The organism is Ruegeria sp. AD2(2025), assembly GCF_056542385.1.
Genome location: NZ_JBQFZS010000001.1, coordinates 371092 through 386235, shown reverse-complemented (window position 1 = coordinate 386235; position 15144 = coordinate 371092). Strand labels below are relative to the sequence as shown.

Genomic DNA, 15144 nt, shown 5'->3' with positions numbered 1-15144 from the left:
GCTTATTTGGTGCCAAACATCCGGTCTCCGGCATCGCCGAGGCCGGGCATGATATACCCCTTCGAGTTCAGCTCACGGTCCAGCGCCGCCGTGACGATATGCACATCCGGATGCGCCTCTTTCATCCGCGCCACGCCTTCAGGTGCAGCCAGCAGGCAGAGGAACCGGATATCCACCGCGCCCGCCTGTTTCAGCAGATCAATCGCCGCGGCCGAGCTGTTGCCGGTGGCCAGCATCGGATCAACGGCAATCACCAGCCGATCCTTCAGCCCCTCGGGGGCCTTGAAGTAATACTGAACCGGTTTCAGCGTCTCTTCATCGCGGTAAAGCCCGACAAAGCCCACACGGGCCGAGGGGATCAGTTCCAGCACCCCGTCCAGCATCCCGTTCCCGGCCCGCAGGATCGACACCAGCGCCAGTTTCTTGCCCGCCAGAATGGGCGCGTCCATCTCCTCCATCGGGGTTTCGATGTGGCGGGTGGTCAGCGGCATCTCGCTCGTGACCTCATAGGCCAGCAGCAGCGTGATCTCACGCAAAAGCTGCCGGAACACGGCGGTCGAGGTGCCCTTGTCCCGCATGAGCGTCAGTTTGTGCTGCACCAGCGGGTGGTCGACGACGGTCAGATGTTCGCTCATGAGTTCTCCAGTCTTTTCTTGACCCGCGCGCGGGTGTCTTCATCACAGAATGCCGCGTTCAGGGCGTTCTGGTTCAATTCGGCAAAGTCTTCGGCCTCCCAGCCGAAGGCTGCGGCCAACATCTCATATTCGCGGCGCATTGTGGTGTGGAAAAACGGCGGGTCATCGGTTGAGACGGTGACCTTTACGCCCGCATCGCGCAGCTTGGCAATCGGATGGGCGGCAAAGTCGGGGAACAGACCCAGCACCACGTTCGAACCCGGACAAACCTCAAGCGTTACATCCCTATCGATGACTTCGCGGATCAGATCGGGGTCTTCAATGGCGCGCACGCCGTGCCCGACCCGTTCGACCCCCAGATCACGAATGGCATCCCGCACACTGTCCGGCCCACCGAATTCTCCGGCATGGGTGGTAAGGCGCAATCCGGCCTCGCGGGCACAATCAAAGGCCCATGCGAAATCGCCTTGCGTATGGACGCCTTCGTTGCCGCCCATGCCAAAGCCGGTGATCCAGTCGCCAGCCGTCTCAGCGGCACAAAAGGCGCTGCGCTTGGCCTGCTCGGGGCCGAAATGGCGCACGCAGGTCACGACCCCGCGCAGGGTGATGTCGAACTTGCGCTCGGCCTCGTCCGCAGCATCCTGAACGGCGGTCAGATAGTCCCGCCACGCATGCAGATCGCCACCGCCGCAGAAGTCGGGGCTGAGGAAGGTCTCGGAGTAGACCACGCCATTCGACGCGCTTTCTTCGAGGATCGCCAGCGTCAGGCGGCGGAAATCTTCGGGCGACTTCAGCACTTCGCAGGCCGCCTCATAGACGCTGAGGAAATGAGCGAAATCGCGGAAGTCGTAGGAGCCATCGGGCTTGAATATCCCGCTGAGATCCACTTTCTTTTCATGCGCCAGCTGGCGGATAAAAGCGGGCGGGGCCGCGCCTTCGTGATGCAAGTGCAGTTCGATCTTGGGCAGGTCGGCAACGGTCATAGAAAGCTCCGCCCCGGTCCTTGCGCGGGGATGTTCAGATGGTGCGCGATACTGGCAGCGACATCGGCAAAATTGATCTGGCCGATCTCGCCAGCACCCTGCCCGGCCACCAGCACCGGCACCTGTTCGCGCGTGTGATCGGTCCCGGTCCAACTGGGGTCATTGCCGTGATCTGCGGTCAACAGCATCAGGTCCCCTGGGCGCAGCTTTTGCAGGATCACCCCGATCTCACGGTCGAACCATTCCAGCGCGCGGGCATAGCCGCTGATATCGCGGCGGTGACCATAAAGGCTGTCGAATTCGACGAAATTGGCAAAGGTCAGGCTCCCTTCTTCGGCCTCATTCACCAGATCGGAGAGATGCCGCATCAGGTCTGCATCCGAACCTTTGCGCAGCGTATCAATCCCCTGCAACGAGAAGATGTCGCCGATCTTGCCCACCGCATGAACGCGATGGCCAGCGTCCTGCGCCCAGTTCGTCAGCACCGGCGCGGGCGGCAGGATGGCGAAATCCTTGCGGTTGGTGGTGCGGGTAAACCCATCCTCAGCCGATCCCACGAAGGGCCGCGCAATCACGCGCCCCACTTTCATCTCATGCAATTGCGGCGCAAGCGTTCGGCACATCTCCAGCAGCCGGTCGAGGCCAAAGCTCTCTTCATGCGCGGCAATCTGGAATACGCTGTCGGCAGAGGTATAGCAGATCGGCCAGCCGGTGCGCATATGCTCGGCTCCGAGGTCGGCGATGATGGCAGTGCCCGATGCGTGACAATCGCCGAGGATTCCGTCGGTTCCTGCAGCCTCGGCAGCGGCCCGGCTGAGATCATCGGGGAATGCGGGCTTGGTGTCTGGGAAATAGTGCCAGTCCCACGGCACTGGCAAACCCGCCAGTTCCCAATGGCCCGAGGGCGTGTCCTTGCCCGGCGAGTATTCCCGCGCACAGCCCCAGAGACCCGTTGGCGTGGCGTCCAGCCCCGGTGTTTCATCGCCCGAGGCCAGCCGCACCGCAGCCCCCAATCCCAGCGCATCGAGATTGGGTAAATGCAAAGGGCCCGAACGCCCGTCCTCGGCGCGTCCCTCAGCGCAGGCCTGCGCGATATGGGCCACCGTGTTCGCGCCGGTATCCGGTGCGGTGCCGTTGAAGAACTGATCGGCATCCGGTGCGCCGCCGATACCGACCGAGTCCATCACCACAAGGACAGCGCGGCTCATGCGCTGATCCTTTCATGCACATGCGGCGGCTGGTCCACGGGCGTATCGCTGATCGTCACGGCGTTCAGCACCGCCTGCGACGCCTGCCGCGCTGCGTCTTCGCGTGCGGCATGGACCACGGCCAGCGGTGCGCCTTTCTGGACCTTCTCGCCCAACCGTAAGATGCCGGACAATCCGACCGCCGGGTCAATCTCATCGCTTTCGACCTGACGCCCGCCGCCCAGCGCAACCACGGCAAGGCCCAGCGCTTCGCCATCAATGGCCGCGATATAGCCATCGTGTGGCGCGGGTACTTCCTGAATCACGTTGGCCTCGGGCAGGAACCGCGCCCATGTGTCGACGAAATGCACCGGACCGCCGACAGCGGCCATCATCCGGCCAAACCGTTCTGCGGCGCGGCCGTCACGGATTACTTCGGCGATCTGCGCCGTGCCCTCTTCAACCGAGGCGCACATTCCTGCATCCGCCATCAACACCCCGCCCAGTTCGGCAGAGATATGGGCCAGAGGCGAGTCCTGTCCGCTGGTCATGACCTGCATCACCTCGGCCACTTCCAGCGCATTGCCCAGCGCCGGGGCAAGCGGTTGGTTCATATCGGTGATCACCGCCGAGGTCTTGCACCCTGCCGCATTGGCCGTCTCGGTCAGCGCCTGCGCCAGCCTGCGCGCATCGTCGAGCGTTTTCATGAACGCACCGCTGCCCACCTTGACGTCCAGCACCAACGCATCGGGACTGGCCGCCAGTTTCTTGGACAGGATCGACGCCGTGATCAGATCGAGGCTTTCCACCGTCGCCGTCACATCGCGTATCGCATAGAGCCGCTTATCCGCAGGCGCGATCTGCCCCGTGGCCCCCACGATCGCGGCGCCTGTGTCTTTCAGGACCTGCGTCAGACGGCTTTGACCGATCTGGGTTGTCACGCCGGGAATAGCCTCAAGCTTGTCCAGCGTGCCGCCGGTATGGCCCAACCCGCGCCCCGAGATCATCGGCACATAGGCCCCGCATTCCGCCAGCGCAGGGGCCAGAACGAGGCTGACGCAATCCCCGACCCCGCCGGTGGAATGCTTGTCGATCACCGGGCCGTCCAGATCCCAGCGCAGCACCTCACCACTGTCGCGCATGGCACGGGTCAGGTCAGCCCGCCCCTGCGCGCCCAGCCCGCCCATGCAGACAGCCATGGCAAAAGCCCCCGCCTGCGCATCACTGACGCCTCCGTCCGCAAGGCCCTGCGCGAACCAGTGCAGTTCCTCGCCCGAGGGCACCTCGGACCGGCGCAGCTTGGCAATGATCGAGCGGGCGTCCATTCAGTTGCCTTCCATATGCGCTGCCCCAAAGGCACCGGGCAGCAGATCAGCAATCGTGGTGCGGGTTTCGACGCCGTCGACAGTTGCCATCGTGACCACAACATCGCCTTTGCCGAATTCGGCCAGTTTCTGGCGGCAGCCGCCACATGGCGGCACCGGCTGTGGGCTGCTGGCGACCACGTAGACCTCGGTCAGTTCGGTCTCGCCTGCGGCGACCATAGCGGCTATGGCCCCGGCCTCGGCACAGGTGCCTTCGGGATAAGCGACGTTCTCGACATTGCACCCGGAATAAACAGCGCCCGATCCTGACCGGATCGCGGCCCCGACCTTGAAATTGGAATAAGGTGCATGGGCGTTTTTCCGAACGGCGCGCGCGGCATCTTTCAGAGACATGGGCGATTCCCGATTTTTGATCACTTGGTCAGAATACAGCACCCTAAAGGAAATCGCCCGGGAATTTAAAGCCCCTGGGCGCGGTTATCCACAGGCTTCTAGCCCAGCGTGGTGTTGAACGTGCCGGGCAACGTGACCTCAAGTAGTTCGATGTCATCCGAAGGGTCAGACAACCGGGTCCGCATACCCGGCGGAATTACAAACGCATCGCCCTGTTCCAGCCGGAATGGGTCGCGCCGCTCGCCCTCCAACGTCACCTCGCCGTTCATCACAAAGGTGAAGTGAATATCCGTGTCATGGCTGGCCCACTCCGGGTCGCCCTGCCCTCGGCGCACAACCTGCACCCCGGCGACGCCCTTGGTGTTCTCGGCAATCGTCGTGTCGCGACATATGTAACCCGGCAGGCGGAAGGGCACCCATTCGGCATCCTTGGCCTTATTGTATACAAACCGTTGCCCCTGCCATTCGCGATCCGGGCGATAATGCGGGGTGGGCAATTCCATCTGATGGTCGATCTCGGTCACATGCTCGGCGGGCACTCCGATCTCGATCACCTGCACGTTGTCCGAGGCTTCCAGGACCCGGTGACGGATTTCCGGCGGTTGGATAAAGCAATCCCCGGCTGTCAGGCGCATCTTGTCGCCCTGATCCTCATAGACCACGTCGACCCAGCCATGGATGCAAAAGATCAGCTGAAACCCGACCTTGTGAAAATGCACCATATCCGGCACCGGGCCGCCATCCGGGATGCGGATATGGCTGGCAATGATCGAGCCGCCCAGCCGATCCGGCACCAGATCGCGATAATGCATCCCTGCGCGCCCGATGATCCACGGGGCCTGATCCTTGAGGCGGCGCACCACATAGGAATGCACCGTCTCGGGCATCACCATCGGCGGGTTCAGTTCCTCAATCTCGACCCGCGTGCCATTCGGCGCAACAAGGCTGCGCTGACCATCGGCAAACCCGTCCGGATCCTCGGTCAAAATGCGCAAGGTCCCTGCACCCTCGGGCGCGTCCTTTTCGATCCGCAGCCGCAGACCATGCCCCGAAAACACCGCCACCCGAGGGTCGTCGGCCGGATAGATCATATCCATCCGCATCCCCAGAACCTTGGTGTAAAACGGGATGTCGTCGCGCAGTTCCTGTGTTGGAAGGCGAATCTCAGCGCGTGTCTGGCTTTCGGTCGAGGTCATTTGGCATCTCTTCGGTCTTCGATTTTGGCCATCCGATCAGAACCGCAGCCAAAATGCCAACCGAAAAATACATCTCGAGCGTTTCTTCCAGAACAAATAACCGCGTCGCCATCGTGGCCGAGAGGCCGGCGTCGAAAAGGCCGCTCACCTCTTCAAGAAGCTGCGCAATCACCGCAACTGTCCCCGCCAGCAGAAAGATCAGCATGAACGGAGCCCTCTGCCTCAGCGCACGCCAGCCGTTGGGAATGCCATGCCAGACAACGCCCCCAACCACGATCACCGCTAGGACGATCCGGACCACCGTCATATCCAGTGCAGTATCCAGACCATTCAGCAAAGTGAATGGCAGGCTGCCTTCGGCATAGATGTCGGCCTCTAGCTCACGTTCGGCCAGCAGAAGGCAGACAAGGCCAATGTAAAGACGCGTAATCCCGCGATACCGGACAAGCGCCGCCAGCCCCGCAGCAAACAGGGCAGCAGCCGAGAGGGTCTCGATCAGCCCCCCTTCCTGATTGAACACCGATGCCTGCCGGGGCCAGATCGCTGCGGCACATATGAACAAGACGGCCAAAGCCAGCCCCACCCGGATGGCCGAGTGGCCCCAGCCAGCCGACGCCGATCGGGCAAGGCCGGTCGGCTCTGCTTGGGATTCATCTTTATAGCTCATGCTCGGGGCCTTGCCGCTTGTTGAAATCGCGGTGATTTTCGGAATTTGCGGAACGTAATAGTTTTGTGACAGAATTCAATAAACGTATCCGTGAGGCAGAACCTGACGTAGCGTAGCCAAGCCGCGAAAAATGGTTTAACGATCAAACAAATTCTGAAACGGAGTTGAATCGCCGATGTCTGACACACCCAGCCTGCGGCAGGCCGCCCTTGAATATCACGCCCATCCCAAGCCCGGAAAGCTCGAGATCAAAGCCACCAAGCCCATGGCCAATGGCCGGGATCTGGCCCGCGCCTACTCGCCGGGCGTGGCCGAAGCCAGCCTTGAAATCAAGGCCGACCCGGCCAATGCCGGGCTTTACACATCGCGCGGGAATCTGGTGGCTGTCGTCTCGAACGGCACCGCGGTTCTGGGGCTGGGCAATATCGGGGCCCTGGCCTCGAAGCCGGTGATGGAAGGCAAGGCGGTCCTGTTCAAGAAATTCGCGAATATCGACTGTTTCGACATCGAGGTCGATCAGCCCGACCCCGAAAAGCTGGCCGAGATCGTCTGCGCGCTGGAACCGACCTTCGGCGCGATCAACCTCGAAGACATCAAGGCGCCCGACTGTTTCATCGTTGAGAAAATCTGCCGCGAGCGGATGAACATCCCCGTCTTCCACGACGACCAGCACGGCACCGCCATCGTTGTCGGTGCCGCGGCCAAGAACGCGCTGCATGTGGCGGGCAAGAAGTTCGAGGATATCAAGATCGTCTCGACCGGTGGCGGCGCGGCGGGCATTGCCTGCCTCAGCATGTTGGTCAAGTTGGGCGTCAAGCGCGAGAATATCTGGCTGTGCGACATTCACGGGCTGGTCTACGAAGGCCGCGCCGAAGATATGAACCCGCACAAGGATCAGTTCGCGCAGAAAAGCGACCTGCGCACGCTGGACGATGTCATCGGCGGTGCCGATCTGTTCCTGGGGCTCAGCGGTCCAAATGTGCTCAAGCCGGAAATGGTTGAGAAGATGGCCAGCCGTCCGATCATCTTCGCGCTGGCCAACCCCACGCCCGAAATCCTGCCACAGGCCGCACGCGAGGTTGCACCGGACGCCATCATCGCAACAGGCCGCAGCGATTTCCCCAATCAGGTGAACAACGTTCTGTGCTTCCCTTTCATCTTTCGGGGCGCGCTGGACGCCGGTGCGACCGAGATTAACGATGCCATGCAGATCGCCTGCGTCGACGGCATTGCTGAAATGGCCCGGGCCACCACCAGCGCCGAAGCCGCCGCAGCCTATAAGGGCGAGCAGCTGACCTTTGGCCCCGACTACCTGATTCCGAAACCGTTCGATCCCCGCCTTGTGGGCGTGGTGTCCTCGGCGGTGGCAAAGGCCGCGATGGAAAGCGGCGTTGCCAAACACCCGATCGACGATCTTGAAGCCTATCGGGAACGCCTGAACCAGACCGTGTTCAAATCCGCGCTGCTGATGCGGCCCGTGTTCGAGGCCGCCGCGGCCGCCTCGCGCCGGATCGTCTTTGCCGAGGGCGAAGACGAACGTGTCCTGCGCGCGGCACAGGCCATTCTGGAAGAGACCACCGAGACGCCGATCCTGATCGGGCGGCCTGACGTGATCGAAAAGCGCTGCGAACGGCTGGGGCTGGTGGTGCGGCCCGGTCAGGACTTTCAGATCGTCAACCCGCATAACGACCCGCGATATTACGACTATTGGAATTCCTATCACCAACTCATGGAACGCCGCGGTGTGACGCCCGATCTGGCGAAGGCCATCATGCGCACCAACACCACGGCGATTGCCGCTATCATGGTGCATCGCGGCGAAGCCGACAGCATGATCTGCGGCACCTTTGGCGAATATCGCTGGCACCTCAACTATATCGAACAGGTTCTGGACGATGGTGATCTGCGTCCGCACGGCGCGCTTTCGCTGATGATCCTTGAGGACGGCCCCCTGTTCATCGCTGACACCCATGTGCGCCAGCTTCCTACACCCGCGGAGCTGGCCGAGGCCACCGTCGGGGCGGCCCGCCACGTGCGGCGGTTCGGGCTTGAGCCGAAGATCGCGTTCTGTTCGCAATCGCAGTTCGGCAACCAGGCCGAAGGCTCTGGCAAGCGGCTGCGGGCGGCGCTGGATATCCTCGATTCCGAGCCCCGCGACTTCATCTATGAGGGCGAGATGAACCTGGATGTGGCTTTGGACCCGGAGCTACGAGCGCGCATCTTCCCCAACTCGCGCCTGCAGGGTGCCGCGAATGTTCTGATCTTCGCCCACGCCGATGCTGCCAGCGGCGTGCGCAACGTGCTGAAGATGAAAGCCAGCGGATTGGAGGTCGGGCCCATCCTGATGGGTATGGGAAACAAGGCCCATATCGTGACCCCATCCATTACCGCGCGGGGTCTTCTGAACATGGCCGCAATCGCCGGGACGCCGGTTGCGCATTACGGATAGATCCAGCCATCAGAGCAAAGCCACGGAACGGCATGACCGGGCATCCATTCGGGTGCCCGGTTTGATTCTCTGCGCAGGTGTCACCGGTTTCAGCGAAAGTTTGCAGTTTTGCAGAACATGGAGTTTTGCGCTGCAAATGCCAGTCAACACGAGGTATTTGCAAAAATTTGCACCCCGGATCGCAACATTCTGCAAAGATTTTGCGATAAACTGACGCGCCGTCATTCGCATTGCTTGTCCGGTGCTCCCGAGATGCCTAACAAACTGCAAGGGAATTTCAGGAGGAGGCCGCAATGGCGTATCAGGACGTTTACGAAAGCTGGAAATCGGACCCCGAGGCGTTCTGGATGGCGGCTGCGAAAGGGATTGACTGGATCAAACCTCCGACCAAGGCCCTGTTTGACGACAACGCGCCGCTTTATGAGTGGTACAGTGACGCCAAGGTCAACACCTGCTGGAACGCGGTTGACCGGCATGTCGAAAATGGCCGCGGCGAACAGACCGCGATCATCTATGACAGCCCGATCACGCATACCAAACGCGAAATCTCATATGTTGAACTGCGCAACCGGGTTGCCAATCTGGCTGGCGCGCTGCGGGCCAAGGGCATCGAAAAGGGCGATCGGGTCATCATCTATATGCCGATGATCCCCGAAGCGCTTGAGGCGATGCTGGCCTGCGCCCGCCTGGGCGCCGTGCATTCGGTCGTGTTCGGCGGTTTTGCCAGCAACGAGTTGGCGGTGCGCATTGACGACGCCAAGCCCAAGGCGATTATCGCCGCGTCCTGCGGGATGGAGCCGGGGCGGGTCGTGCATTACAAACCCCTGCTCGACGGGGCCATCGACCTGGCCAGCCACAAGCCTGATTTCTGTGTGATCTTCCAGCGCGAACAGGAGGTCGCGAAACTGGTCGAGGGGCGGGACGTCAACTGGCACGGCTTCCAGTACGGCACCGAACCTGCCGATTGCGTGCCGGTGGACGGCAACGATCCGGCCTATATCCTTTACACCTCGGGCACGACCGGCGCACCCAAGGGCGTGGTCCGCCCAACCGCGGGTCATCTGGTGGCGCTGAACTGGACGATGAAGAACATCTATAACACCGATCCGGGCGATGTGTTCTGGGCGGCCTCGGATGTGGGCTGGGTCGTGGGGCATTCCTATATCTGCTATGCCCCCCTGATCCACGGCAACACCACCATCGTGTTCGAGGGCAAGCCCGTCGGCACCCCCGACGCGGGCACCTTCTGGCGCGTGATTTCCGAGCATAAGGTCAAAAGCTTCTTCACCGCCCCCACCGCCATCCGGGCCGTCAAGCGCGAGGATCCCAAAGGCGAGTTGCTGGCAAAATACGACCTGTCCGGCCTGAAGGCCGTGTTCCTGGCGGGCGAACGCGCCGATCCCGACACGATCACCTGGATGCAGGACGCGCTGAAGGTGCCGGTGATCGACCACTGGTGGCAGACCGAAACTGGCTGGGCCATCGCCGGAAACCCGCTGGGGATCGAAGAACTGCCGATCAAGCTGGGCTCGCCCGCGAAACCGATGCCGGGCTACGAGGTGCATATCCTCGATGAAGGCGGTCACGAGGTCAAAGCCGGAGAGCTGGGCGCGATTGCCGTCAAGCTGCCGCTGCCTCCGGGTACCCTGCCGACCCTTTGGAACGCAGAAGCCCGGTTCAGGAAATCCTATCTGGATCATTTCCCCGGTTACTATGAGACCGGCGACGCGGGAATGATTGATGAGGACGGCTATCTCTACATCATGGCGCGTACCGATGACGTGATCAACGTCGCGGGCCATCGCCTGTCGACCGGCGGGATGGAAGAAGTTCTGGCCGCCCATCCCGATGTTGCCGAATGCGCCGTGATCGGGGTTTCGGATCAGTTGAAGGGCCAGATGCCGGTCGGGTTCCTGTGCCTTAACGCGGGTTCGGACCGCAACCATGACGATGTGGTGACCGATGTGGTCAAGATGGTCCGCGACAAGATCGGCCCCGTCGCTGCGTTCAAGAAGGCGGTTGTGGTGGACCGGTTGCCCAAGACACGGTCGGGCAAGATTCTGCGCGGAACCATGGTGTCGATTGCCGATGGCAAGGAATACAAGATGCCTGCAACGATTGACGATCCGGCCATTCTGGACGAGATCACCTCGGCGCTGCGTACGATCGGGTATGCGCAGTAAAGTATGCGGTGCGCCTGACGGCGCGCCCGATTTGCGCTGACGCGCCTGTGCGAGGCTCTGCCTCGCGCTCCGGGATATTTTTGGCCAGATGAAGGTTCCCCGGTTTGCGGGCCTTGTCATTGGGGTTTGTCCGCCGCAGGTTGATGCGGGGAGGACGAACATGACGGATAAGGATATCTGGCGGCTGAGTGCGACAGAATTGGCCGCGCTGACCCGCGGGGGCGATCTGAGTGCAGAGGACGCGGTTCGGGGCGCGTTGGACCGGATGGATCAGGTGAACCCGGCCCTGAATGCGGTGGTTGAGGAGCTGAGCATTGAAGCGCTGGAGCGGGCCCGGGCGCTGGATCATGCGCGCGCGGGTGGTGCTACAGCAGGGCCGCTGCACGGGGTGCCGGTTACGATCAAGGTCAATGTCGATCAAAAGGACCATGCCACCACAAACGGCGTTGTTGCGCTGCGGGATGCCATTGCGCCCGATGACGCGCCGGTGGTTTCGAACCTGCAACGGGCGGGTGCCGTTGTGATCGGGCGCACGAACACGCCCGAGTTCTCGTTTCGGGCCGATACGGACAATATCCTTTACGGGCGGACGCATAACCCTTGGGGAGGCCATATCTCGCCAGGTGGATCATCCGGCGGGGCTGGGGCTGCTGTCATGGCCGGAATCGGTGCGTTGGCTCACGGCAATGATATCGGCGGCAGTCTGAGATTTCCGGCGGCAGCCAACGGCGCGGTTACGGTCAAGCCGGGGCTGGGGCGTGTGCCGGCGTGGAACCCGAGCCAGAAGGTCGAGCGCGGGCTGCTGGCCCAGTCGATGTCGGTTCAGGGGCTGATCACGCGGTCGACCGCCGATCTGCATCTGTCGATGCCATCCTTGATCGCGGGTGATCCGCGCGATCCGTTTCACGTTCCGATGCCATGGCGCGGGGCAACGCTGGACAGCCCCGTCAAGGTGGCGTTCACGAAGAATACGTTTGGGTATGAGCTTCACCCTGATGTGGACAAGGCGCTGGATACGGCGCGGGAGGCGTTAGCCGACGCCGGTTATCTGGTGACCGAGATCGACCCGCCGGATGTGTTCAAATGCGGGCGGCTGGGCTATCGCGCGTTGATGGGCGAAGTGCTGACGCTGATGAAAGATGATATCGAGGCGGCTGGTTCGCAGACGATACAGGATATCTTTGAGGTATATTTTCAGGAATTCCCGCCAATCACCGGCCCCGAGTTGATTCAGGCGCTGGCGCAACGCAGCCATTATGCCCGCGAATGGTCGCTGTTCCTTCAGGACTATCCACTGGTTCTGTCCCCTTTCCTGCCGCAGCCGTTCTTCAAGCCGGACCGCGATACCGAAGGGCCAGAAGGCGTGCATGAAGTGCTGGGCTGTGCGGTCTATTCCTATGCCATGAATTTCCTCGGGCTGCCCGCCGCCAGCGTTCCGGCGCGGCTGGCTGATCTGCAAAACGGTCCGCAGCCGATCAACGTCCAGATCACAGCCCGGCGCTGGCGTGAGGATATGGCGGTCGACGCTACCGCAGCGATTGAGGAACGGGTCGGCCAGATGGCTCCTATCCTTTGGGATAAGATGGCGTCAGGCACATAGATGTAAAAAATAGACCCCGGGGTTTTGTGCCCGGGGTCCGCATACTAAAATATGCCCGGATATTTGATGACGAGCGTAGCACCACCCACCCTCGCCAGCGCGGAAACTGCGCAATCATTCGAAAACACCGTTAGATGGCCACTCACTTCCACCTTGGCGTGTTCTCCGGGCCCTTTGAAGTTAACAAATGGTTGCGCGCACGCCTGTGAACTGGTTCACACAAATGGCATGAATTCTCTTGAACCACTCACGTTTACGTGAATTGCTCGGAGATCAGCCGTTCTTCCAGACCGTGCCCGGGGTCGAACAGAATGCGGTGCTGCACGCTGGGTTCCGACCTGATCTCGACCCAGTCGACGCCGGGAAAGGATACGGAATCGGCTGCGACGATGACGGGGCGCTTGTCGGGCTCGATCACCTCGAACCTGACCTTTGCCATCTTGGGCAGCAACGCCCCGCGCCAGCGACGGGGGCGGAAGGCGGCGATCGGTGTCAGGGCCAGAACATCCGCGCCGATGGGCACAATGGGGCCATGGGCTGAGTAATTATAGGCCGTCGACCCCGCCGGGGTGGACAGCAGCGCGCCATCGCAGACCAGTTCTGCCATGCGGACCCGGCCGTCAACACTGATCCTGAGGCGCGCGGCCTGCGGGCCGGCGCGCAGCAGCGACACCTCGTTGATGGCCAGCGCCGTGTGCTGTTGGCCCGACTGATCCATCGCGGTCATGCTGAGGGGGTTGATCACCTCTTCCTCGGCCTCGGCCAGCCGCGTCATCAGGTCGATTTCCGAGTATTCGTTCATCAGGAACCCGATCGTTCCCCGGTTCATCCCGTAGACCGGCGTGCCGAGATGCTGAACCCCCTGCAGCGTATGCAGCATGAAACCGTCACCGCCCAGTGCGACCACCACCTCGGCGTCGCGCGGTGCCGCGTTGCCGTATCGGGCCACCAGAGCATCCCGCGCGGTTTGCGCCACCTGGGCGTGGCTGGCCAGAAAAGCGATTCTCTTGGTCATCTGATGCGGTTTCCGGTGTTGCACATTTGGTTCCGAAACAAACACACCTTTCCACGTTAGACCAGAGTTGACGCCGCAGCGGGCCAATTCGTCGCTTTACAGCCTTTCTCCGGCAATCGGTTTCCGATAGGAAATCGACCAGATACACCCCAGCCATGCGGAGCGCACATGAACGCCAACCTTCGTGACACCGGTTTCTTCACCCAGTCCCTTGCCGATCGTGACCCCGAGCTGTTCGGCTCGATCACATCCGAGCTGGGCCGTCAGCGCGACGAGATCGAGCTGATCGCGTCCGAGAACATCGTCTCTGCCGCCGTGATGGAAGCGCAGGGATCGGTCATGACCAACAAATATGCCGAGGGCTATCCGGGTCGCCGCTACTATGGCGGTTGCCAATTCGTCGACATCGCCGAGAACCTGGCCATCGACCGCGCGAAGGAGCTGTTTGGCTGCGGTTTTGCCAACGTGCAGCCAAACTCGGGCTCTCAGGCGAACCAAGGCGTGTTTCAGGCGCTGATCCAGCCCGGCGACACCATTCTGGGCATGAGCCTCGACGCAGGTGGTCACCTGACCCACGGCGCGCGTCCGAACCAGTCGGGCAAGTGGTTCAACGCGGTGCAATACGGCGTGCGCCAGCAGGACAACATGCTGGACTATGATCAGGTTGAGGCGCTGGCGAAAGAGCATAACCCCAAGCTGATCATCGCAGGTGGTTCCGCCATCCCGCGCCAGATCGATTTTGCTCGTATGCGCGAGATTGCCGATATGGTTGGTGCCTATCTGCACGTGGACATGGCGCACTTTGCCGGTCTGGTTGCGGCAGGCGAGCATCCCTCGCCCTTCCCCCATGCGCATGTGGCCACCACCACCACGCACAAGACCCTGCGCGGCCCGCGCGGCGGCATGATCCTGACCAACGACGAAGATATCGCCAAGAAAGTGAACTCGGCCATCTTCCCCGGCATTCAGGGCGGCCCGCTGATGCACGTCATCGCAGGCAAAGCCGTTGCCTTTGGCGAGGCTCTGCGTCCCGAATTCAAGAGCTATATACAGCAGGTTATCACCAATGTGCAGGCGCTGTCGGATCAGCTGATCAAAGGCGGTCTGGACACCGTGACCCACGGCACCGACACCCACGTGGTGCTGGTCGACCTGCGCCCCAAAGGCGTCAAGGGCAACGCGACCGAGAAAGCCTTGGGCCGCGCGCATATCACCTGCAACAAGAACGGCGTGCCGTTTGACCCTGAGAAGCCGACCATCACCAGCGGTATCCGTCTGGGCTCGCCCGCAGGAACCACCCGTGGCTTTGGCGAGACCGAGTTCCGCCAGATCGCGGACTGGATCATCGAGGTTGTAGACGGTCTGGCCGCCAACGGCGAAGACGGCAACGCCGAGGTCGAGGCGAAGGTGAAGGCCGAAGTCGCCGAGCTGTGCGCGCGCTTCCCGATCTATCCGAACCTGTGATCCGTCTCAGGTCGTGAAACAGAAAACGGCGCCTCAAGGGGCGCCGT

12 protein-coding genes are annotated in these 15144 nt (G+C 61.9%); 4 read left to right on the top strand and 8 right to left on the bottom strand.

What is annotated here, in order from left to right:
• Window positions 1–2: 2 nt before the first annotated feature.
• From upp to ACR1XV_RS01830, 7 genes are all read right to left on the bottom strand, one after another.
• Window positions 3–635 carry a uracil phosphoribosyltransferase gene (upp, locus tag ACR1XV_RS01860; protein WP_480528577.1) on the bottom strand — a complete coding sequence of 211 codons (633 nt, stop codon included), beginning with the start codon at window positions 633–635 and terminating at the stop codon, window positions 3–5.
• Complete coding sequence (locus ACR1XV_RS01855) at window positions 632–1618, bottom strand: adenosine deaminase (protein WP_480528576.1); 987 nt, start codon at window positions 1616–1618, stop codon at window positions 632–634. Before ACR1XV_RS01855 ends, upp begins: the two co-directional genes overlap by 4 nt.
• Window positions 1615–2826 (bottom strand): phosphopentomutase, encoded by a 1212-nt coding sequence (locus ACR1XV_RS01850; protein WP_480528575.1) that lies wholly within the window; start codon window positions 2824–2826, stop codon window positions 1615–1617. Before ACR1XV_RS01850 ends, ACR1XV_RS01855 begins: the two co-directional genes overlap by 4 nt.
• Window positions 2823–4130 (bottom strand): thymidine phosphorylase, encoded by a 1308-nt coding sequence (locus tag ACR1XV_RS01845; RefSeq protein WP_480528574.1) that lies wholly within the window; start codon window positions 4128–4130, stop codon window positions 2823–2825. Before ACR1XV_RS01845 ends, ACR1XV_RS01850 begins: the two co-directional genes overlap by 4 nt.
• On the bottom strand, window positions 4131–4547 hold the full coding sequence (locus ACR1XV_RS01840; RefSeq protein WP_480528573.1) for a cytidine deaminase: 417 nt from the start codon (window positions 4545–4547) through the stop codon (window positions 4131–4133).
• A gap of 74 nt (window positions 4548–4621) precedes the next feature.
• The gene (locus ACR1XV_RS01835; protein WP_480528572.1) at window positions 4622–5719 is read right to left on the bottom strand and encodes a cupin domain-containing protein; all 1098 of its coding nucleotides are present in this window, start codon (window positions 5717–5719) and stop codon (window positions 4622–4624) included.
• Window positions 5688–6386 (bottom strand): hypothetical protein, encoded by a 699-nt coding sequence (locus ACR1XV_RS01830; RefSeq protein WP_480528571.1) that lies wholly within the window; start codon window positions 6384–6386, stop codon window positions 5688–5690. Before ACR1XV_RS01830 ends, ACR1XV_RS01835 begins: the two co-directional genes overlap by 32 nt.
• Before the next feature lie 175 nt (window positions 6387–6561).
• Between ACR1XV_RS01830 and ACR1XV_RS01825 the strand changes: the two genes are divergently transcribed.
• From ACR1XV_RS01825 to ACR1XV_RS01815, 3 genes are all read left to right on the top strand, one after another.
• Window positions 6562–8835: an NADP-dependent malic enzyme gene (locus tag ACR1XV_RS01825; RefSeq protein WP_480528570.1), complete on the top strand. Its 2274-nt coding sequence runs from the start codon at window positions 6562–6564 to the stop codon at window positions 8833–8835.
• A gap of 293 nt (window positions 8836–9128) precedes the next feature.
• The gene (gene prpE, locus ACR1XV_RS01820) at window positions 9129–11018 is read left to right on the top strand and encodes a propionate-CoA ligase PrpE (protein ID WP_480528569.1); all 1890 of its coding nucleotides are present in this window, start codon (window positions 9129–9131) and stop codon (window positions 11016–11018) included.
• 160 nt (window positions 11019–11178) lie between these two features.
• Window positions 11179–12618, top strand: coding sequence for an amidase family protein (locus tag ACR1XV_RS01815; RefSeq protein WP_480528568.1), 1440 nt, complete (start codon window positions 11179–11181; stop codon window positions 12616–12618).
• Window positions 12619–12871: 253 nt separating this feature from the next.
• Here the strand turns inward: ACR1XV_RS01815 and ACR1XV_RS01810 are convergent, their stop codons facing one another.
• Window positions 12872–13633 carry an NAD kinase gene (locus ACR1XV_RS01810; protein ID WP_480528567.1) on the bottom strand — a complete coding sequence of 254 codons (762 nt, stop codon included), beginning with the start codon at window positions 13631–13633 and terminating at the stop codon, window positions 12872–12874.
• A 168-nt stretch (window positions 13634–13801) separates the two neighbouring features.
• On the opposite strand from ACR1XV_RS01810, the gene glyA reads away from it, so the two are divergent.
• Window positions 13802–15097: a serine hydroxymethyltransferase gene (glyA, locus tag ACR1XV_RS01805; protein WP_480528566.1), complete on the top strand. Its 1296-nt coding sequence runs from the start codon at window positions 13802–13804 to the stop codon at window positions 15095–15097.
• The last annotated feature ends 47 nt before the right edge of the window (window positions 15098–15144 follow it).